The organism is Rufibacter tibetensis, from assembly GCF_001310085.1.
GTDB lineage: Bacteria > Bacteroidota > Bacteroidia > Cytophagales > Hymenobacteraceae > Nibribacter > Nibribacter tibetensis.
This window is the reverse complement of sequence record NZ_CP012643.1, coordinates 3,504,566-3,524,522: the sequence shown is the minus strand read 5'-3', so window position 1 is coordinate 3,524,522 and position 19,957 is coordinate 3,504,566. Positions and strand designations below refer to the sequence as shown.

The window sequence follows — 19,957 nt, the reverse complement described above, 5'->3', positions numbered from 1 at the left end:
TCCTTTCACGACTTGGTTTAGGTAGCCTGCTTAATCACATCACCGGAGTACACCAGCCAAAGCGGCACCTTGATATCGGTGTTGTACATCTCCGTAGGCACGCTGCCCAGGCTCAGGGAAGGCAGCGGGTTATTGCCCTTCAGGCCAAGCACCAGCAGGTCATGGCCGCCTTTTTCCAGGTGCAGGGTGATGCGCTCTGCGATACTTTTATTCGCGGCCCTAACCAAGGTGTAAGGAACATTGGCTATCTCCTGGTGTTTTTTCTGCAGGTCGGCAAACTTCTTTTTCACGATCTCCACCGCTTTCTTGACGGCTTTTTCCTCTGAGATCAGCGGGAAAAACTGGCGGGGAAGGCGGTACACGTGCATGATCTCCAGCTGAAGGTTTGATTGATCAGAAAGATTTTTGCTTAGCCTTAGCGCGTGCACGGAAGTATCTGAAAAGTCTATAGGCACCAGCACTTTTTGGATGTCAAGACGGGCCGTTTCAGGGAAAACCAGCATACTGCACGGCAGTACGCGCAACAGTTTTGAGCCCAAAGCCCCGGTGCTTTTGTCGCTCATCTTCTTGCCTAGAATGGTCAATTGCACCCTATAGCGTTTTACCAGGTTGGCAAGTATCACCTCCGTGTTCGGCTCTTCGCTCACCAGTACTTCATGGTCTGTTACGTTACCAAACTGCTCGGCCACAATATCCTGTATACTACCTTCAACTTCACTCAAAAGGTCCACGTCTCCAAACCACTCTTTAAATTCATCGCTAAGCTCATATACTTTGATGTTGTGGACAAAGTATACTTTCCTTACCGTTAGGCGCTCACAAATAGAGCGGGCGAAAGCAACCAGTTTTATGTCTATGTCGCTCAGGTCAAGGCAGACCATTAGGGCATCAATTGCAATCATATGGCATCTGGGTTTGGAGGGGTGGGAGTATCTTTTCTGGTTTCGGTAATCCGGGTCTCCTGCTTCCGGGCGCGTTTGGCCAGCATTTCGGCAACCAGTTGCTCGTAGGCTTTGCGCTGTTGTGCTTTGCCCAGTTTTGTTTCTTCTGCGGCTTCCTCGTTCAGGCCACGGTACAAACTGTAGCACATGAGCAAAAGGATAATGGCAAAAGGAAGCCCCGTAATGATCACGGCCGTTTGCAAGGCCTGTAAACCGCCGCCAAGCAAAAGTACTGCGGCCAGGGCACCACCTGCCATCGCCCAGAAAACCCGTAAGCCTACCGACGGGTTAGGATTACCGCCGGAGGTAAGGCTCACCACCACCAACGACCCAGAGTCTGAAGAGGTCACAAAAAAGCCTGTTACCAGCAGAACGCCAACCACAGATAGAAAGGTGGAGAAGGGCAGTTGTTCAAAGAATACGAACAGGGCCGTAGAAATATCCGCCGCCACCGCATCGGCAATAGCCGTGTTGCCGGCCAAAGTTTCGCGCAGGGCCGTACTTCCAAAAGCTGTCATCCATAAGAAACAGAGAAGGGATGGGGCAATGAGCACGCCCAATACAAATTCCTTGATGGTTCTTCCTTTAGATACCCTGGCAATGAAGATCCCTACAAACGGTGCCCAGGATATCCACCAGGCCCAGTAGAAAACGGTCCAGGTACCCTGCCAGTTTGTGTTTGAGTACGCTTCATTCCAGAACGACAGCTGCATGAAGTTGCCAATGTAGGAACCCGTGTTCTGAACGTAAGAACCCAGGATAAACACCGTGGGCCCCAGCAGGACCACGGCCACCAATACAAACAAAGCAATCCGGATATTCCATTCGCTCAGGATACGAACCCCTTTGTCTACCCCAGTTACCACAGAGACCGTGGCAATACACGTGATGACGACAATCAAGATGATTTGCGTAGTGATGGTATTTGCAATGGCCGGAAAAACGTGGTTCAGGCCGGCCGCTATTTGCTGCACCCCAAAACCCAGCGAGGTAGCCAGGCCAAACAGCGTCGCGATGACCGCCAGCGTATCAATGATGTGGCCCACAATACCGTGAATCCGCTCGCCTAAAAAAGGATAGAAGGCGGAGCGCACCGTAAGAGGCAGCTGCCGGTTATAGGTAAAGTAAGCCAGCGCGAGCCCCACCAACGCATAGATAGCCCAGGCGTGCAGCCCCCAATGCAGAAAGGTGAAATTCATGGCTTGTCGGGCGGCGGCAGGGGTGCCGGCCTCCCCTAGCGGTGGTGTTTGAAAATGGTTAATGGGCTCAGCGATACTCCAGAAAAGCAAGCCTATTCCCATACCCGCGCTGAAGAGCATGGCAAACCACGCCGAGGTAGTAAACTCTGGTTTAGCGTCCTTGCCGCCTAACCGTATTGACCCAAACCGGCTGAAGGCCACATACAGGCAGAAGGCCACAAAGAGGTTCACGCTAATGATGAAAAGCCACCCCATGTTTGCCGTGATAGCCCCCTGCACCTTGCTGAAAATAGCCTCGGCACTTTCCTGAAAAATAAGCACCAAACCTACGCTTACCACCAGAAAAACAATGGAGGACCAGAAAACAGGACCGTTTACCTCTAGGCCCAAAGATTTGTGTGTGTTACTTCCTACTTTACTCATTCATACTGTATTAAAGAATCAGAAATAATATCCCATGTTGATGTTGAAGCGCATGTGCCAGTTCGTGTTACCCGGCGTTCCTTCGGCAAGGGCATTCTCCCATTCAGGGCCTAGCCAGGGCTGGTTATACCCGAAGGCAGCATCTGTATAAATGTACATTGGCCCGGCCGTCCACAAGGCACCTAACACGTTCATGTGGGCGTTCTCATAACCCCTTACGCGTTTGTTGTAGTAGCCGTAATTGTTGTATACGTCAATGCCCTGCAGCAGCTTGGTATCAATTGGGATGTGGTAAGAAACTCCTGCCGTGTAGATCTCTCCCCTGTTAGCCACGTTGTAATTGGCTCCGTAGGCACCCATTTCCACAAAATCAAGATTGGCTCCTGGGGCATATTTTGGATTGATGCGGTAAAGCATGGCCTGCAGCTTGATGTTCCAGGGGCTGTGCGCGGCCTGGTGCTCATAATGTACGGCACCCGCGTAGCGTGTGCCGTTACGTTCTGTGTCTATGTTGTAGAGTAATCCGCCCTGCAGCGAAACGCCTAGCTTATGTGCCAAGCTATCGCCTAAGCGCCGTACCACTTTAAAATCAAGCTGGTTGTTTTCTTTGTTTCGCCCGGTGACGTCATACGAGTAGCGGTTGGGGCTAGGCTCTGCCAGGCCAAACACGAACTCTTCAGCACTTTTGTAGTAGGCCGCCTGCCACTGCCACCTTCCGGAGTCATGGATGTACTTCACACCCATGTCGTGATCGTCCTCAAACCCTACATAGTAGGTCATGTTGAAAAACCAGTTGTTGGAGTTATACTGCTGTATGCCAAAAGGCACCTGCTGTAGCCCTACCTGTATTTGAGATTGGTCCGAGAAATCATACTGGAACCAGCCTTGTTTCAGAAAAGCACCGCCAAAGCCTTGGGAGTAGTGCCGGAACTCCGCGTTCAGTTTGATGCCCTTGTACTCTGCTTCAGCATTCAGGCGGAAAACATCATAGCCAAAGTCCCCGCCGCGCTCTAACTGATCCTTCTTCCAGGTGGAGAGATTATAGTTAAAGCGTACAGCACCCCCTAGTTTCAAATAAGGTTTTGCTTCGGGTTTTTCCTCTGGGTATTGTGCCGCACAGATGGTAGTAACAAGTAAAAAGAGAGAGAGTACAACTATTCTTACCATAGGCAAAAGCACCAGAGTACACGTTTTATACTCTACTTGGGACGTTATTCAGACGGAAACGTTGTCTGAGTTGACTATCTCCCATTTTCAGGTTACACAGAATGTGGGAATTATGACATTGCTCGTTCCTTTTTTTACTCTGGTTGATAGTAGCGGAGGAGGCATTCATGGGCATGTTGTTCTGAATTTTCTTTAAAACACTACGGTAAGTCTTCCGGCATTCACATCAAAGTCAGACTCATCAAGTAGTTCTGGCAACACCGCAACAGTTGACTTCTGAGAAAGTCTAAAGCTAGCGTAATCCTGCGGAGGCGCAAAAGTATCATCTTTCTTCCCATTCTTACCTTTCCACAGGCCCGCCTTCTCAAGACCTTTGTTCCGTCATAAAGCACATGTCCCGAGCTTTGTATTAGTAGGCTTGCTCCTTTTACCGTATTAAGGTTTAGCGCCTGTTTTTAAAACGCAGGCCTAAAACACCTTCGTAAAAAGGGAGTAGAACAAGAAACCAGTAGCAGAATAACACAACACCTTAAATCATAAACACTATGAAAAAAATAGGCATTACCGGAGCAACAGGGCAGTTAGGCCGCCTGGTAGTAGAGAAACTGAAAACCAAAGTAGCTGCAGAGAATTTAGTAGCGTTGGTTCGTTCCCCGCAGAAAGTGGCAGATCTGGGCGTGGAAGCCCGCGAAGCAGATTACGATCGGCATGAAACGTTGAGTCCTGCCCTGCATGGCATAGATACGTTACTCCTGATTTCAGGAAGCGAAATTGGAAAACGAGCCAAGCAGCACCAGGAGGTAATTAATGCGGCCAAGAATGCCGGAGTGAAATATATTGTGTACACCAGCCTTTTACACGCGGATACCTCCACTCTCTCCCTGGCCGAAGAACACCTCGCCACAGAAGCCGCCCTGGAAAACTCAGGCATTCCGTACACCCTGCTGCGCAACGGCTGGTACACCGAGAACTACACCGGCTCCATACCAGGCGCCCTGGCTGGTGGCGCGTTCATTGGCAGTGCCGGTGATGGTAAAATCTCTTCGGCAGCCCGCGCCGATTTCGCGGATGCTGCCGTTGCGGTTCTCACCAGCGAAGGTCACGAAGGCAAAGTGTACGAGCTAGCTGGAGATGAAGCCTACACCCTGAGCGATCTTGCCGCCGAAATTTCCCGCCAAACCGGGAAAGACATCCCGTACAAGAATTTGCCTGGAGCCGAGTACGCCGCCGCCCTCACCAGCTTCGGTTTACCGGAAGGATTCGCCCAAGCCATCGCCGGCTGGGACGTTTCTGCCTCCCAGGACGATCTGTTTGATGACAGCCGCCAACTTTCTACCCTCATCGGGCACCCCACTACTCCCATGCCCACCACCGTGGCGGAGGCTCTGAAGGGACTTTCTTAATTGGAGGTGAAGGAAGGTATTTGCTTCAAAGAAGTGAAAACACCAACTGGATCTACGTAATTAGATTCTCTCCTCAAGGGGAGAATCTCAATGGTGAAATGATATTGGTGAGTTATGGTCAATTCCACTATCCCATTTGAATTACCTGCCTAAAGAACCAAGAACCCGACTAGCCCCAATCAGTCGGGTTCTTTTATGTTAGTGGAGCACCCTCGAGAAAATTTCTTTTGGCGCTGTTTTCTCAAAAACAGCATATATCTGTGGTATGGAAAGAGCAGGACCATATTCCAAAGCTCTTCTATTTGATTAGCCCCTAACTAAGATTGCATACCGGTTTCCTAATTACCCGTACTACCATTTTAAGTATTTTCTTACAGGGTGATTCAGACAATTACCTTGGGCTCCACTGGTGGGAGTTACCGCAGACAGCACATTTGCTAGCGTCTGCAAGGCTCCTGAAGTTTTGGCGTATATTTTATAACCCACCTTTTCCCAACTCTCTACTTTATGGAAGCACTCAGCACTGACATCACCGACGAAATCAAGAGCCTTAATTCAAAATTTGTTTCTTCCTTTAACCAGGGTGATGTTGGGAGCGTCGCCGAGCTGTACACGAAAACCGCGCTGCTATTGCCTGCCGGAAGTGAAACCCTCAAAGGCAGAGAAGCCATTGGTCAGTATTGGCAAAACGCCCGCGAAATGGGCGTAACCGAAATGGTGCTGGACACAATAGAAGTAGAACAACTGGAGCTTACCGCCATAGAACTGGGCACCTACACGCTCAAAGCAGAAAATGGCCAATCGCTGGATCATGGCAAGTACATGGCTGTCTGGAAAAGAGAAAACAGCACCTGGAAAATGCAGAAAGACATCTGGAACAGCGATTCTCAAGCATGAGCTCTCTACCTTTTGGTTTGATTTCAGGAGCCCTCCACCAACAGAGATTATTTATAATCTCTGTTGGTGGAGGGCTCTAACTTTATGACCTGTTGTTTTGTATTTAGGTTATTGAAAAACTGCTTTAAACGGTTCCTTTTCTAATTTTCTACCAAGCTTTAATCTTTTCTTAGAACAGCAAGCTCCCGCCAGTGCTGTTTTTGTACTCCTGTGCTACTTGCTGCACCAGTTCCAGCACGTTCTTGAGCACCGGGCTGGTGTCGTCTTTCCGCCAGGTCACGTAGAGGTTCACTTTCTGCGGGAGGTGGATGAACCGCACATTAGGTGGTGCCCCAAAGGCATAAGAACTAGGCATTACTGATATTCCCAATCCGCGGCCTACCAGACCCAGGATCATGGCCCCGAAGTCAGACTCAATGTACACGTTGGGGGTGAAATTATTGTCTTTGAACATCTGCCGTAGGCTTTTCACATACAAGGTTCTGTGGTGCAGCCCAGACAAAATAAACTTCTCCTCGCGCACGTCCTGAAGTCCGGTGAAGTTCTCTTCGGTTAAGGGATGGTTCTGGGGTACAATCAATGCGAACGGCTCTGAGTACAGGCACAAAGAAAGCAGCGCAGGATTCTCGGCAGGGTCGCGCCGGATGGCCAGATCCATCTGGAAGTTCAGCAACAATTCTTCAAAACTGATGTCAGTGGGTTCTACCAGTTCTACTTTCAGCTCAGGCAAGGTTTGAGCAATCTTTGAGACCACTTCGGGCAGAAAGGTATAGGCCACCGAGCCAGGGTACCCAATGCTGATAGACCCGAAGGCGCCTTCGTGTATTTTGCGGGCCTGCCGGTGCGTGCGGTTAATTTCCTCCACTAAAGGAAGCCAGCGGTCACGCAGGAAAGCCCCGGCCTCGGTGAGTTTCACGCTGCGCTTGCTCCGCTCAAATAGCTGTACGCCTAACTCCTCTTCCAGCGCCTTGATTTGCCGGCTTTACGCCGATTGCGTAATGAACATTTTTTCGGAGGTATTCCAGAAATGCAACTCCTCTGCAAGGGCCAAAAAATACTTTATTTGCTGTAAGTCCACCGCTCGTGATTTGATTTATGCATTAGTTAACTCAATAGTAGCATTTCTCAGGCCTGGTACTTGCCTTTACTTTGTGCAAAATAGCAAGCACATGTTGTCCTTACAGAAATATTTACGAGAAGCCATTGGGTGGGCGGGCGCCTTCTTTTCACTTACTGCGTTCAGTTTGAACAGCCTCAACGTGATTAGCAGCCAATCTATGGAATATTTGCTGATGAACGTGATAGGCTGCTTTTTACTGATTCTCTACGGCGTGTCAAAGAAAGCGTACGCCAGTTGGGTGTTGAATTCTATCTGGCTTTTAATAACTGCCATAGCCTTGATCAAAGTGTTCTTAGCCTAACCGCTTTTTTCAACAATTACAGATGTTTCTGTTTTACCTCTCTTTCTAGAAAATAAGGCCTAAAACAGGTGGAGGTTCTTTGCAGGATTTCTTTCCTTAAAACATGGTTCAACTCTTTGTAATCCTTAATCCTGAAAACACCTCTGAAACGCAGCCATTTGGAGGTTAAAAAAAGAGTTCTTTCCTTTGCATCATTCTATAGAAAACAGATGACCCTTCATCAGCAATCCTTTTATCCTTACTCAGCCTACTCTACCTATTACCCAATGGCCGTAGCCTGGGATTGCTATAGTTGATCGGTACAAAATAAACCCATCATACAGAAGCCCTGGTTCACGGACCTGGGCTTCTTTGTTTTCTGCCCGGTCCTGCCTGTGCTTTTTCAAAGCAAATCCAACTCTTCAATTAATCAATCATTAAGCATGAAAGCAGCAGAACAATTGAATGTACTGAAAGCAAACGTAGAGATCTTCCTCCCAGATAATGCGCTGGAAGAAAAGCTACAGCTCGCCGAAAAAGAAAACCGTACCCTCATTATCAAACTAGGCTTTGACCCTACCGCACCAGACCTGCACCTGGGGCACGCGGTGGTGTTGAAGAAATTGCGCCAGTTCCAGGATTTTGGGCACACCATTGTCATCATCATCGGGGATTTCACAGCCCGCATTGGTGACCCTACCGGCAAAAACAAATCGCGCCCGCCCTTGAATGCCGATCAGGTTCAACTCAACGCCCAGACCTACGTGAACCAGTTGTCCAAGATTCTGGACGTCAGCAAGTGCGAGATCCGCTACAACTCTGAGTGGCTGGGCAGCATGGACATGACCGAAACCATCAAGCTCCTCTCGCAGGTGACCCTGGCCCAAATCATGCAGCGCACTGATTTTAACAACCGTTTCTCAGGTAGCCTGCCTATTTCCCTGCACGAGTTGGTGTACCCGCTTCTGCAAGGGCATGATTCTGTCATGATTCACGCCGATATTGAAATGGGTGGCACCGATCAGTTGTTCAACTGTTCCATGGGCCGTCAGCTGCAGGAAGGACAGGGACAGCATGGCCAGGCAGTACTTTGTATGCCGCTGCTAAAAGGCATTGACGGGTCAGCGAAGATGAGTAAGTCTGAAGGAAACATTGTAGGCCTTACCGATGCACCTAACGAGATGTTCGGGAAGATCATGTCCATTCCAGATGCCCTTTTGGCGGAGTACCTGCACTTGGTCACGGATTTCACCCCGGAAGAAAAGCAGCAACTGCTTCAGCAACTGGAGCAAGGCGATAACCCGATGGTTCTCAAAAAGAGGATTGGATTGAACGTAGTTCAACAATACCATTCAACTGAGGCTGCAGAACAAGCCCAGGAGTTTTTCCAGAACCAGTTTCAAAACAAGCGGTTTGAGGAAAAGGAGTTCACCAGCGTTTCCCTCAGCTCGCTAAGTCTTGACCAAACGGGTACTCTACGGGTGTTGGACCTATGCAAGGAATTGAAAGCCGGGGAAAGCCGGTCTAACCTCAAAAAGCTTATTGAAGCCGGAAGCGTCACCGTAAATGGCACTAAAGTTACAGATGCCCAGGACTCAGTGGAGTTAGGCAAAAGTCCGGTGAAGGTGAGAATTGGCAAGCGCGGCTATTTTGAAATAGTACCGTAGCTACCTATATCATGTAGGAATGGGCGCCTAGGGGTTCATTTAAAGAAAATGCTCCTAAGCGCCCATTCCTACAACCTACACCTAAGCTGGTGATGAATTTGAAAGGAAGATTAGGCCGTACCAGGAACCGCTTTCACCTGGGATACCATCTACACCAGAAAAAATTCTGCGAAGAATCCCCGGTTACTTGCTTTCTTTGCAGGCTAGTACCATGGAGACTAGAGTGAGATGACGCACGAAGATATTATTGCACCTGCCTGTAAGTGGCTTGTAAAGGAGGGCGGCTGCGTCACCGCTTTTAGGGTGACCCCTGGAAATGAAGAAAAAGAACAGGCCCCTTATCTTATTGGAATAGGTTCTTTTGGCAGAAGCATCACCCTAAAACCCTACCTCTCCCGCCCCGACTTTCTGGAGGACAAGCAAACACAATTCCATGACATACCCGGTATGGATTTAGGCCAGTACCGCTTTCTATATGCCCCAGCCGGAGTAATCCTGGAGGAGGAAGTACCTGCAAACTGGGGACTACTCCAGGTGAATGAATCAAAAGATATTACTTCTGTAAGCAACCCTTACCTCCCAGCAGGCGGCTCCTTCTGGCGTCCCGGCTTTGAAGACGCTAAAATCTACAACTTACTGGGTGAGAATGAAAAGCTATACGCCGCCTGCAGACGCTTTAAGTACAACTCTGTACTGCGCGTTGAAATGGCTTTTTAGGGTCATGTAAACTCCAAAATTTATATTTGATTTTAGTAGCAAGTACTTTTCTTTAACCCCATCCACATCTATTTAAAGCAGATTCTCCCCTTGAGGGGAGCGTAGAGGGGTGTTTACATGTGCTCGAAATCATTTATGCTTTGCAGGGGCGACACTAACTGTTTTAGGAATAACTGAAATCAGCAATGATTGCATCTCCTGTGTAAACACCCCTCTTTATCTCCCCTCAAGGAGAGAATCCCTTCTTTGAAACGCTATTACCGCACAGCATTGAAATATATGGTTATTAGTTGTTAGATAGGAAACTTACCTTCAACCTCTAGCCATACATAAAGCCCAGGCCTGTTTAAGAACTGTTTTCTAGAAAGCAGTTCTTAAACAGGCCTGGGCTTTCAAACATCCTCTTCTAAATGTTTCGCTTCTTCAGTTCACTCACGGCGTGATCAACAGCCCTAGCCGTCAAAGCCATGTAGGTTAGAGAAGGGTTTTGGGTGGAGGTAGACGTCATGCAGGCGCCGTCTGTCACGTACACATTAGGGCAGGCGTGCAGTTGGTTGTACTTGTTCAGCAAGGATGTCTTAGGATCATGGCCCATGCGTACACCGCCCATTTCATGAATGTCTAGGCCAGGGGCTTGTTTTGAATCGGTTTTCTGGATGTTGGTGAAACCAGCCTTAGTGAACATCTCCTCCATCTGCGCATGATAATCGGCCACCATTTTGTTATCGTTCTCGTCATAGTCAATGGCAATGTTCAGCAGCGGAATGCCCCAGGCGTCTTTCTGTTCTTTGCTCAAGCTAATGCGGCTTTCTTCTTTAGGAATGGTTTCGCCCATCATGTGCGAACCCACTTTCCAGGTGCCCCACGTGGGGTTTAGAAGCTGTTTTTTCAATTCTGCCCCAAAACCAGTGGTATCTTCCTGCATGCTCCGGTTGGCCCGGAACCCTGCCGCGTAGCCCCGCAGGAAGTCCGTTTCCTGTTTATGCAGGTTCCGGAAGCGTGGGATGTAGCCGCCACCTGCGGGGTTACGGCCATCGGTGGCGTATTCTTGCATGCCCTCGTACTCCGCAGTGATTCTGGCTCGGTAGTTATGGAACGCTACGTATTTGCCCAACAACCCATTATCGTTGCCCAGCCCATTCGGGAAGCGCGACGAGGTGGAGTTCAGTAGAATCTGGTTTGTGCTGAAGGCCGAGGCGTTTACGAAAATCACCGGCGCGTAATACTCGGTTTCTTCTTTGGTTTGGCTGTTGATGACGCGCACGCCGGTGGCTTTGCCAGCTTTCTCGTCATAGATTACCTCCCGCACCACAGCATGCGGCACCAAGGTCAGATTCCCGGTGCGCTCGGCCCACGGAAGCGTGGATGCGTTGCTGCTGAAATATCCACCAAACGGACAACCGCGTTGGCACAGGATCCGGTTCTGGCACTGCGCCCGTCCCTGGTCCAAGTGAATTTGGTTGGGCTTGGAAAGGTGCGCGCACCGGGCACTGATCACGTGACGGTTTCCGTATTGGGCTTTGAGTTGTTTCTTGAAATGGTCTTCCACGCTGTTCAGCGGAAAAGGAGGCAAAAACTCGCCATCGGGCAGTTCCTCTAGACCATCGTTATTGCCGGAGATACCGGCAAATTTCTCTACGTAGCTGTACCAGGGTGCCAGGTCTTTGTACCGGATGGGCCAGTCTACGGCAAAGCCGTCTCGGGCGGGCCCTTCAAAATCCAGGTCGCTCCAGCGTTGTGTTTGCCGCGCCCAAAGCAGTGACTTTCCGCCTACCTGTTGGCCCCTGATCCAGTCAAAGGGTTTTTCCTGCACGTACGGCTGCTCAGAATCCCGCACGAAGAAGTGCATGGCATCTTCGCGGAACGCATAGCACCGGCTGATTACTGGTTCTTTTTGCTTGATCTCGTAGGTGAGTTCGTTTCGGTGCTCAAACTCATAGGGCATCATGTTGGTGGTAGGGTAATCCTTGATGTGCTTTACATCGCGGCCGCGCTCCAGCACCAGGGTTTTCAGACCTCTCCCGGTGAACTCCTTGGCTGCCCATCCGCCGCTCATCCCTGACCCTATCACGATGGCATCAAAGGTGCGCTGCTTTACACTGTCTACGTTTATATAAGCCATACTTAGTTCTTGGTTGAAGCTTTCACCGGATAATAGGCGATGTACCGGCTGGGTACCAGTTCATAAATGCGCAACTTGGTCATGACCAGCTCTGAGTTGAGGTAACCAGTGACGGTATGCTTTTTCAGAATCTGGTAGAAATCTATTACTTCTTTGGAGGCTTTTCCGCTGTTAATTGCGGCAATCAGTTCCTGGCGCTCCTGAGGACTGCATTCCACAAACGAGTTGCCCGTCTGCTTCTTGGTCATTTTCTGGAAAGCTTCCATGCCGTCCATAAAGGTTTTCTGGTCTTCGGGGCTGTGGAGGTCGTCAACCATTTTCAAGGTAAACTTGTGCAGACCCAACTGCTTGGCTCCGGCCGTGTCAGTGGTTGGGATGAGGGTTTCCACTATCTCGCCCAGCATCTTTTCCTCCTCCGCGGACACCTCCAAGTGTTTTAGTGGGATGAATGCCTTTCCTTCCCTGGTGAGGCAGGACGGAAGCAGCACCAGCCCTCCCGTAAAAACCAGCAACCCTTTGACCGCAGTACGCCTGTTCATAGATTTCTTTTTAACCAGCCTTTCAGAGCTTCTTTCTTAAAAGAATTATTTTAATCCATCAATTTACCTGATAGAATGTTAATCTGAAGAATATTTCTGATTTCAATAGTTATTTTTCCAGACTCCGATACTTTTTGTAAGGGTTTTCAGAAAAAGAGGTTAAAAAAGTATCACTAATCAAGAAATATCCAGCTGTTTTCACCCACACTCCTGAAATCACTATGCAGGCAAACTGTCCTTTTACTTAGGCCCTTGTTGAGTTGATTTCTCCTGCGGCTACTTTCTCAGCTTTTTGTCTTTCATGGAGTACTGGAGATTGTTTCTAGTATTTTCAGAAAGGCATGGTTTATAAACATTTCAGGCCTGCTTTCTACAAAACAGGCCTGAAATGCGTTAAGAAAAAATAGTAGATTTTACTCCATAACAGGTTCTTGATTGAAGAAGTCTGCCGCTTGTTCTTCTTTCCCCTTGGGGTTCGCTCCGTAGTCGTTTTCGTAAGGTTCGCCATCGCTGAAAAGCAAGACTAAACAATAGAAAGGGATAATTTGAAACCATCCTGACCGACCCTTGTCATGGCATCTTTTTGCACCTTGGGCCCAAACGAACCACACCAAGGGAATATACAATACAAACATAATCAGAATAGTGGTTATGTCTGATGATGCAGCCAATACATTAAGTATGATGGCAAAAGGAATGTAAATTAGCCAGCTGAGGCCATACTCTAATCTTCTGATTCTTCCTTTAAAGGAAAATGGAGCTTTAAACATGTTGAAAAGGGTTAGTTAGGTGGTTTGGTCAGTTAGATTTTCTAAAGATATAGTTTTCTATATAAATACAAACTAACTATACCAAATCTACCTGCTTTTACAAAAAAACATAAGCTAAATTCTATTTCAGCTAATTATAGTAATTGGCCTCCTCAGGTTCCTCTCCACGGTACTTATATAGGACAGAGACCTCATTGCTCATTATTGGCAGACTATCTTGAACCTCTTATCTTTTCACTAGATAGCTTTACCTTTCTAAGACCAACTAAACTTCCTATGAGTCAGTGCTTAGAGGTTTTGTGCGCGTGACCCTTAACCTAGGCGAAACCAAGAAGGACAGATTCAAGATTAAACCGGGAACATTTATAATAAGGGCGGGTTCCTCGTCAGAAGACATCAGGACCAGTAAAGAAATCACCATTTTGGAATAGGTACTTTCTAGGTTCTCAGGAATACAAACCTTAATATTACTCTGGAACTATATAACAAGCACTTCGTAAATACCAAATGTGCTTACAAGGTATAGTGGGTTTTTAAGAATTGTAACATTTGATTACCATGGATAGAATACTAGGAAGATACGCTCCTCACTTTTATGCTCTCCTGCGCATAGTAGCAGGATTGATGTTTATGATGCATGGAACCCAGAAGCTGTTTGGCTGGCCGGGAGAGAAAGACCCCATGGAGTTAGCTTCCATTGCGGGAGTGGCTGGCATCATTGAATTTGTAGCTGGCTTTTTGATCACAATTGGCCTATTCACCAGTTGGGCGGCATTTATTTCCAGTGGCACCATGGCTGTGGCCTACTTTATGGCACATGCCTCACAAGGTTGGTCACCTGTAGTGAATCAAGGCGAACTAGCGGTACTGTACTGCTTCATCTTTCTGTACATCGCCGCCCAAGGATCGGGGATTTGGAGTGTAGATGGCGCTCGCCGAGGCTCCTCACGAACATCGTTCTCGCGCTAAACCCCCTCCAGGAGGCACGTTAGTTTGTAAAAAGAGAATAAGCATAAAAGAGTAAGGGGTAAGTTGATTGGATCAGCTTACCCCTTACTCTTTTATGCTTATTGAAATTAAAGCTTGCTCAAAGCTAAAAGCATTTCATAGAGCTTTGTATGAGAAGGCGAAGACTTTCAACTTAACAGTCACAGGTGAAATCACGATTGGTGAATTGATTAGAAGCTACGTCGCCAACTTTTACCAAATGGTCAAAGGGGATTTCCTCTCCGGTGGCAAGTTCCACTTTCAAGCTTCCCTCATTCTCTTCCACTTTCTTGATGAGCGCCGTTACGGTTAAGAACTCATTCAGGTCGGTGCGGTACTGAATCTTCAGGAACTTCTTTTTAGAAACGGCTTCGTTTACTGCTTGCAACAATTGCTCATCCATGGTATTTCGGGGTTGGTTCTACTAGAGTAGTCTTATACGCGTGGGTTGTTTTTGGTTTCTTTTCCTGAAAACACCCCTAAAAACCTAGCTTGAATAATGTTCTCATCTAACGTTAATTAAGCTACTTTTTCGCTGGAAACCAGTTGCTGCAGCACTTCAATGACACCGTTCTGGCTGTTGCTTTTGGCTCTGTAACGGGCGGCCTCCTTAATGTCTGGGTGGGCATTCTCCATGGCGAAGCTGTAATGAGCTTTTTGGATCATCTTCAGGTCGTTCAGGTAATCACCAAACACCATAGTTTCTTCCGGGGTGATGTTGAATCTTTCCTGCACTACTTCCATGCCGCGCCCTTTATTGGCGAGTTTGTCGCAGATATCCAGCCAGATTTTTCCGGATACCGTGATTTGCAGGTGTTCCCGCTCCTCCCGGAAGTGCAGGTTACTGCTATCTTCCACCCCTTTCAGTTCACAGATTGCAATCTTCAGGAACTGGTCATCTTCCACCTGCAAAAGATCGTCTACCACCTCTACTTTATCATAGTACAGTTCTACCTGAGCCATGAATTCAGGGGCGGTGTTGTCCACGTAAGCTGATTTCTTTCCGCATAACACCATGTAAGAACCTTCAATTTCTCGGGCTTTCTTTAAAAGCCTTTTGGTCTCAGCAAGGTCAAGCGCTTGAACAGACAATTCTTCACCCTGGTACACCACAAAGCTTCCATTCTCGGCCAGGAAGATGATCTCGTCTTTGATGGGCTTAAACAGGTTTACCAGGTTGTAGTACTGCCTTCCGCTAGCGGCGGCAAACAGAATTCCTCTTTCTTTGAGGGCCTGGTAAACTGTATAGAACTCTTCGTTTAAGTTATGTTGAGGGTCTAGCAGGGTGCCATCCATGTCTGTGGCCACCAGCTTTATTTTTGAAAAATCCATAGAAAATATACTTCAGGCAGACCTGAAAAAGTCTTTAGGCCGCAAGGTACCAAATACCCCTCAGCCCACCTGAAAGTTGCCAAAAAGAGAAAAAACTGGTTTTCAGTTTATTTTCCAGAAAGTAGCCCCAATTCAACTCGCCTTCTTAGACAAAAGAATTATTTTTAAGGTAGACCTTAAACGTGGCACCCTCTCCTTTTTGGCTATCAACCTCAATCTTTCCTCCTGCATTGTCTACCATGCGCTTTACCATATACAGTCCTACGCCAGATCCCTCTACGTGGTCATGGAAGCGGCGGAACATGGTGAAGAGCTTCTTTTGCTCGTCAGAACTCAATCCCAGTCCATTGTCCTGTACAGTGAGCACCAGGTACTCTTTCTCCAGATGGCACCTCACCTGTATGAATGGCTTACGAGCTGGGTGACGGTACTTGATGGCGTTGGAAAGCAGGTTATAGAAGATGCTGCGCAGGTTTTTCTCTGAAAAGGAGATAAAAGGGCATTTGTTTAACTCAACGTCTAGTTGAGCCTCTGATTTCTGGATCATTTGCTCCATGTCCAGTATTACCTCCTGCACTACCTCTTTGACGCTTACCACCTTGGTTTCAATGAGGTGGTCTTTCTGCAGCTTGGTGATTTCTGTCAGGTTTTTGATGGTTTTTTTGAAGCGGTCAATGGCGCCCTTCATCATGCCGATGATGGTTTCTACCTCTCCCTGTGCCAGGCTATCCTTGGGCAGTTCCACCAACAGTTCTGCCATGAGCATTTCTATGTTGGAGATAGGAGCCTTCAAATCATGCGAGGCCGTGTAGATAAAGTTATCCAGGTCTGAGTTGGTGTGGGTGAGTTGCTGGTTGGTGTCCTGGAGTTCCTCGTTGATGGAAGCTAATTCTTCATTGGTGGCCGCCAGTTCCTCGGCCATGGCTTTGGCCTCCTTTTCACTTTTCTCTATAGCCAGGCGCGACTCCACCTGCTCAGTTACGTCTGTCACCAGGGTATAAAAACCAGCCACTTTGCCTTCCTGAATGTCTGGAACGTAGCTGGTCCGGATGTGCTTTGTGAAGCCATCTTTGTACGGCATGGTTGCCTCAAAGTCAAGCCGCTCACCGGCCAATGCGCGCTCAATGTACACCTTCACGTTCTGGTAAGCTTTGTCACCCACAACGTCCCGCACCTTTCTTCCCAAAATACTCTCGGCTTTGTGAGGGAACCAGGTTTCATAAGCCTTGTTCGTAAACCGGTACACCTCGTCTTTGTCCAAATACCCGATGAGCACCGGCAAAGAGTCTGTGATGAGCCTCAATTGCCGGGCGCTTGCCTCTACTGCTCTGCGTGATTCTACCTGTTCAGTGACTTCAAACGCCAGCACCAAAATGCCATCTATAAGCCCATGCTCATTATAGCGGGGCTGCTGAATGTATTTGAAGTACCGGTTCTCTACCACTCCGTCGAGGGGCCGGACGAACGGAACGCACATTTCCTCTTCCTGGTGCGTGATACCGGTTTCGTACACCTGCAGCAAGGTTTGATGAACAACTGTCCCCTCTACCTCTGGCAAGCCTTCTAGGATAGGTTTTCCGCCCAGCTGCCTGCCCGGAAATAGTTGCTGGTAGGTGGGGTTTACCAATTCAAACACCATGTCAGAGCCATCCAGAATACAGATGGCAGCCGGGGCATCGGTGAAAAGGCGCTCTAAGCGGTGCTTTTGCTTTTCGGCTTCGGCCTGGGCTAGCTGCAAGGCTTTTGTTCTTTGTATTACCTTTTCTTCCAGTTGCTGGTTAAGGGTTTGCAAAATCTCAGCACTTTTCTCCGCCTGCTGGCGCGCCTTCACAAATTCTGTCACATCCAGAGCAAAGATCAGTACTCCGTTTATTTGTCCTTGGGTATCATAAAGAGCTTGGTAAATGAAATTCCAGTAAATGTCTTCTGGTGCCTGACCTTCATAGCGGGCAACCGGAATCAGCACTTCCTTTCCTTCAAACGTTTCGCCGGTTTCATATACCGTCCGGATGATGTTGTCAATGGGCTGGTTCTTGAGTTCCGGAAGTGCTTCAAACAAACCCAATCCCATCAGTTGCCTACCCGGGAAAAGATGCTGATATGCTTTGTTGATCACCTTGTACACCAGCTCCGGTCCCTCCAGTATTGCCAGGGCTGCGGGAGCCTGGTCAAAGAGCCGCTCCAGGCGTATGCGGTGCTGTTCGGCCTGTGCCAAGGCAGTTTGCTCCCTTTGCTGGCTTTTCAGCAGCTGTCTTTTGGCTTTCTCGCTTTCAGTTACATTATTTGTCTCGTGTATGATGCAGGTGATGTTTCCCTGGTCATCTAACACGGGGGTGTTGCAGGTACTCCAGTAGCGTTCCACAAAATAGCCGGGCCGCTCTGGGTCAGGAATGTCATATCTTATGATCTCCATCTTGTGGCTCTTGCCGGTAGCAAAGATCTGCTCAAAAGAAGCCATCAGGTTTTTGGTGGGAGATTCATTTGCTTCCTCAGGATTATCAGGGAAAACCGTGAATACATGTTTGCCTATGATATCTTTCCGTTTGGTGAGCGTCTCTCTCAGGTAGGCATCTGAGGCAGCCTGTATCTTTAATTCAGGGTTAAGAAGTAAAACTAGTCCGGCCTGGGCTTCAAATATCTTTAGAAAAGGCGGGTTTTCACCTCTTGCGGTTTCCTCCCTTGCGGAGGCTAATGCGCTATCCATGTCTTGTTCCTGAATGTAGCCTGAAATTGACCCCGTTCTCCCTTACTGCGCCCCGGAATTTGGGTTTTGTGATTAGTTTTTAAAAAGTCTTTTGTTTTTACTAGCTTAAAAAAACCATCTAAACAAAGCTCACCTCTTTACCTTCTGCTGGTCTGTACTTATGAAGCACTCTTCTATTATACCTAGCCGCCAGTCCTATTCACGTTCACCTTTGACCTTCGAGTATTTTCTTTAACAGCATGTGAACGTGTGATAGTTATGCAAATTTAGCTATTCCCTTTTTCTTGAAGCGCATTTCTCACCTCTTCGCCCACAGGAGAAATGGCTGGGCCGAAGTAATGCGTCAGGACACCCTGTTCATCAATAAGGTATTTGCTGAAATTCCAGTCGGGTTGGTGGTTGTTCCAGCCATTTTCTTGCGCATTGGAAAGCCAATGGTACACCGGATTCTGGTTCTGGTTTTTCACTACCACACTCTTCTTAGCCAATGGAAAACTGACCCCGAAGTTTACCTGGCAGAACTGAGAAATGGTTTCATCATTGTCTTTTTCCTGCTCCTTAAAATCATTGGCCGGAAACCCGATGATGACCAACGACTCTTTCTGCTGCTCCTGCAACTGCTGCAGTTCTTCATATTGGCCAGTGTAACCGCAATTAGACGCGGTGTTCACCAGCAACACTTTCTTATTCTTCAAATGGCTAAAATCCAGCGATGCGCCGTTATTCAAGACAGTAGTTAATGCGTGGAATGGCTGAGCAGGTTTCACTTTTTGCTCGTTTTTCAACACTCTCCCCTTTGCAGTTGACTTAGATAACCGCATGATCAGGGGGTATAGCATCTTTAATATTTTCTTCTTCAAATCCATGGAGATATAACTGCTTTAAGGTATCTGGAGTTTTAGAGGGATAGATCTAGTTCTTTCTATTCGTTTTGATTTTCACCTACTCATAAAACCTCCTTACAAAGAAACCAGATTTCAAATAGGGTTAAGCTCTTCCAGTTTTTCAAAGTTCATTCTAAAGTCCCCTTTTTGATAAAATAAGTAAAGGCTCTTCCCCTCATTAGAAACATAGACTTCTCCATCAACAAAAGTACACTGTTAATTTTGAGGTACTGGCCCAACTTCCTGCAAGTGACCTACATCTGTTTCTAAGCTGTTTTCCAAAATAAACCTTTAAAACCTGCAACTCAGAAATCCCTTTTGGAAACAATGTGAGCCACTTTGCAATTCCTATGAAAAATGCAACTTTACCTAATCAGTCCCGTTTCATAGGGCAATCAAGTAAGAACATTAAAAACAGATATAGACATGAAAAAATTTGCGTTTATAGCAGCATTTGGGATTGCTACCTTCTTAGGAGCAAATATTGCCGAGGCCTCTATTGTCCCAACGGTACAGGACACTACTCAGGTAAAAACGACCAATAAGGAGCGTGCCAAAACCGGAGCACACCAGGTAGGCCACGGAGCCAAGTCCGTAGGGAAAGGCACCAAGAACCTAGCCGTAAGCGGAGCCAAAGCTACTGGCAAAGGCGTTAAAAAGGCAGGGAAAACGGTAGGAAAAGGCGCCAAGAAAGCTGGTTCAGCCGTAAAGAACACTACTAAGAAAGGTGTAGAGAAAGTAGACGAGAAAATTGACTAAGCTTTAGTCTGGTATACTCCGGAACGCCTGCCCAAACTCTTATCAA

Annotated in this window: 18 protein-coding genes; 7 read left to right on the top strand and 11 right to left on the bottom strand. The window is 47.8% G+C overall.

The features are described 5' to 3' along the window. Positions 1–17: 17 nt before the first annotated feature. Genes DC20_RS14375 through DC20_RS14365 form a run of 3 tightly spaced genes read right to left on the bottom strand, consistent with a single transcriptional unit; the run spans position 18 to position 3,730 of the window. Complete coding sequence (locus DC20_RS14375) at positions 18–902, bottom strand: universal stress protein (RefSeq protein WP_062544469.1); 885 nt, start codon at positions 900–902, stop codon at positions 18–20. Beyond that, entirely contained in the window at positions 899–2,563 is a 1,665-nt protein-coding gene (locus DC20_RS14370) for a BCCT family transporter (RefSeq protein WP_062544468.1), read from the bottom strand. The genes DC20_RS14375 and DC20_RS14370 overlap by 4 nt, the downstream gene beginning before the upstream one ends. An 18-nt stretch (positions 2,564–2,581) precedes the next feature. Next, positions 2,582–3,730 carry a hypothetical protein gene (locus DC20_RS14365; RefSeq protein ID WP_062544467.1) on the bottom strand — a complete coding sequence of 383 codons (1,149 nt, stop codon included), beginning with the start codon at positions 3,728–3,730 and terminating at the stop codon, positions 2,582–2,584. A gap of 545 nt (positions 3,731–4,275) precedes the next feature. Here DC20_RS14365 and DC20_RS14360 point away from each other — a divergent pair. Both DC20_RS14360 and DC20_RS14355 read left to right on the top strand, forming a co-directional pair. Then, a complete protein-coding gene (locus DC20_RS14360; RefSeq protein ID WP_062544466.1) occupies positions 4,276–5,133 on the top strand; it encodes an SDR family oxidoreductase in 858 nt (285 codons plus the stop codon). 507 nt (positions 5,134–5,640) lie between these two features. After that, positions 5,641–6,030, top strand: coding sequence for a YybH family protein (locus DC20_RS14355; protein ID WP_062544465.1), 390 nt, complete (start codon positions 5,641–5,643; stop codon positions 6,028–6,030). Positions 6,031–6,199: 169 nt separating this feature from the next. Here the strand turns inward: DC20_RS14355 and DC20_RS14350 are convergent, their stop codons facing one another. Then, entirely contained in the window at positions 6,200–6,946 is a 747-nt protein-coding gene (locus DC20_RS14350) for a LysR family substrate-binding domain-containing protein (protein ID WP_245652214.1), read from the bottom strand. Positions 6,947–7,199: 253 nt separating this feature from the next. Between DC20_RS14350 and DC20_RS14345 the strand changes: the two genes are divergently transcribed. The 3 genes from DC20_RS14345 to DC20_RS14335 all read left to right on the top strand — a co-directional run bounded on the left by DC20_RS14345 (position 7,200) and on the right by DC20_RS14335 (position 9,814). Beyond that, a complete protein-coding gene (locus DC20_RS14345; RefSeq protein WP_062544464.1) occupies positions 7,200–7,451 on the top strand; it encodes a CBU_0592 family membrane protein in 252 nt (83 codons plus the stop codon). 422 nt (positions 7,452–7,873) lie between these two features. Beyond that, complete coding sequence (gene tyrS / locus DC20_RS14340; protein WP_062544463.1) at positions 7,874–9,097, top strand: tyrosine--tRNA ligase; 1,224 nt, start codon at positions 7,874–7,876, stop codon at positions 9,095–9,097. 228 nt (positions 9,098–9,325) lie between these two features. Continuing rightward, positions 9,326–9,814, top strand: coding sequence for a hypothetical protein (locus DC20_RS14335; RefSeq protein ID WP_062544462.1), 489 nt, complete (start codon positions 9,326–9,328; stop codon positions 9,812–9,814). 406 nt (positions 9,815–10,220) lie between these two features. Here DC20_RS14335 and DC20_RS14330 read toward each other — a convergent pair whose 3' ends face one another. The 3 genes from DC20_RS14330 to DC20_RS14320 form a co-directional block, all read right to left on the bottom strand. Continuing rightward, on the bottom strand, positions 10,221–11,936 hold the full coding sequence (locus tag DC20_RS14330; protein WP_062544461.1) for a GMC oxidoreductase: 1,716 nt from the start codon (positions 11,934–11,936) through the stop codon (positions 10,221–10,223). A gap of 2 nt (positions 11,937–11,938) precedes the next feature. Then, positions 11,939–12,475, bottom strand: coding sequence for a gluconate 2-dehydrogenase subunit 3 family protein (locus DC20_RS14325; protein ID WP_062544460.1), 537 nt, complete (start codon positions 12,473–12,475; stop codon positions 11,939–11,941). A 413-nt stretch (positions 12,476–12,888) separates the two neighbouring features. Next, complete coding sequence (locus tag DC20_RS14320; RefSeq protein WP_062544459.1) at positions 12,889–13,245, bottom strand: DUF805 domain-containing protein; 357 nt, start codon at positions 13,243–13,245, stop codon at positions 12,889–12,891. Positions 13,246–13,803: 558 nt separating this feature from the next. On the opposite strand from DC20_RS14320, the gene DC20_RS14315 reads away from it, so the two are divergent. Further along, positions 13,804–14,214, top strand: a complete 411-nt coding sequence (locus tag DC20_RS14315) for a DoxX family protein (protein WP_062544458.1) — start codon at positions 13,804–13,806, stop codon at positions 14,212–14,214. Between the two features lie 172 nt (positions 14,215–14,386). Here DC20_RS14315 and DC20_RS14310 read toward each other — a convergent pair whose 3' ends face one another. The 4 genes from DC20_RS14310 to DC20_RS14295 form a co-directional block, all read right to left on the bottom strand. Next, positions 14,387–14,635, bottom strand: coding sequence for a hypothetical protein (locus DC20_RS14310; RefSeq protein ID WP_062544457.1), 249 nt, complete (start codon positions 14,633–14,635; stop codon positions 14,387–14,389). Between the two features lie 116 nt (positions 14,636–14,751). Further along, positions 14,752–15,564 (bottom strand): HAD family hydrolase, encoded by an 813-nt coding sequence (locus tag DC20_RS14305; protein WP_062544456.1) that lies wholly within the window; start codon positions 15,562–15,564, stop codon positions 14,752–14,754. Between the two features lie 145 nt (positions 15,565–15,709). Beyond that, positions 15,710–18,268: a PAS domain-containing protein gene (locus DC20_RS14300; protein ID WP_062544455.1), complete on the bottom strand. Its 2,559-nt coding sequence runs from the start codon at positions 18,266–18,268 to the stop codon at positions 15,710–15,712. Between the two features lie 266 nt (positions 18,269–18,534). Further along, positions 18,535–19,089, bottom strand: a complete 555-nt coding sequence (locus tag DC20_RS14295; protein WP_245652213.1) for a glutathione peroxidase — start codon at positions 19,087–19,089, stop codon at positions 18,535–18,537. 489 nt (positions 19,090–19,578) lie between these two features. Between DC20_RS14295 and DC20_RS14290 the strand changes: the two genes are divergently transcribed. Continuing rightward, positions 19,579–19,911: a hypothetical protein gene (locus DC20_RS14290; protein WP_062544453.1), complete on the top strand. Its 333-nt coding sequence runs from the start codon at positions 19,579–19,581 to the stop codon at positions 19,909–19,911. Positions 19,912–19,957 lie beyond the last annotated feature (46 nt).

Excerpts from the sequence above, each read along its gene's own strand:
- DC20_RS14375 (WP_062544469.1), bottom strand. The coding sequence starts at position 902 with ATGATTGCAATTGATGCCCTAATGGTCTGCCTTGACCTGAGCGACATA.
- DC20_RS14315 (WP_062544458.1), top strand. The coding sequence starts at position 13,804 with ATGGATAGAATACTAGGAAGATACGCTCCTCACTTTTATGCTCTCCTG.
- DC20_RS14345 (WP_062544464.1), top strand. The coding sequence starts at position 7,200 with ATGTTGTCCTTACAGAAATATTTACGAGAAGCCATTGGGTGGGCGGGC.
- tyrS (WP_062544463.1), top strand. The coding sequence starts at position 7,874 with ATGAAAGCAGCAGAACAATTGAATGTACTGAAAGCAAACGTAGAGATC.
- DC20_RS14305 (WP_062544456.1), bottom strand. The coding sequence starts at position 15,564 with ATGGATTTTTCAAAAATAAAGCTGGTGGCCACAGACATGGATGGCACC.
- DC20_RS14360 (WP_062544466.1), top strand. The coding sequence starts at position 4,276 with ATGAAAAAAATAGGCATTACCGGAGCAACAGGGCAGTTAGGCCGCCTG.
- DC20_RS14330 (WP_062544461.1), bottom strand. The coding sequence starts at position 11,936 with ATGGCTTATATAAACGTAGACAGTGTAAAGCAGCGCACCTTTGATGCC.
- DC20_RS14300 (WP_062544455.1), bottom strand. The coding sequence starts at position 18,268 with ATGGATAGCGCATTAGCCTCCGCAAGGGAGGAAACCGCAAGAGGTGAA.
- DC20_RS14290 (WP_062544453.1), top strand. The coding sequence starts at position 19,579 with ATGAAAAAATTTGCGTTTATAGCAGCATTTGGGATTGCTACCTTCTTA.
- DC20_RS14355 (WP_062544465.1), top strand. The coding sequence starts at position 5,641 with ATGGAAGCACTCAGCACTGACATCACCGACGAAATCAAGAGCCTTAAT.
- DC20_RS14365 (WP_062544467.1), bottom strand. The coding sequence starts at position 3,730 with ATGGTAAGAATAGTTGTACTCTCTCTCTTTTTACTTGTTACTACCATC.
- DC20_RS14295 (WP_245652213.1), bottom strand. The coding sequence starts at position 19,089 with ATGCGGTTATCTAAGTCAACTGCAAAGGGGAGAGTGTTGAAAAACGAG.
- DC20_RS14325 (WP_062544460.1), bottom strand. The coding sequence starts at position 12,475 with ATGAACAGGCGTACTGCGGTCAAAGGGTTGCTGGTTTTTACGGGAGGG.
- DC20_RS14335 (WP_062544462.1), top strand. The coding sequence starts at position 9,326 with ATGACGCACGAAGATATTATTGCACCTGCCTGTAAGTGGCTTGTAAAG.
- DC20_RS14310 (WP_062544457.1), bottom strand. The coding sequence starts at position 14,635 with ATGGATGAGCAATTGTTGCAAGCAGTAAACGAAGCCGTTTCTAAAAAG.
- DC20_RS14320 (WP_062544459.1), bottom strand. The coding sequence starts at position 13,245 with ATGTTTAAAGCTCCATTTTCCTTTAAAGGAAGAATCAGAAGATTAGAG.
- DC20_RS14370 (WP_062544468.1), bottom strand. The coding sequence starts at position 2,563 with ATGAGTAAAGTAGGAAGTAACACACACAAATCTTTGGGCCTAGAGGTA.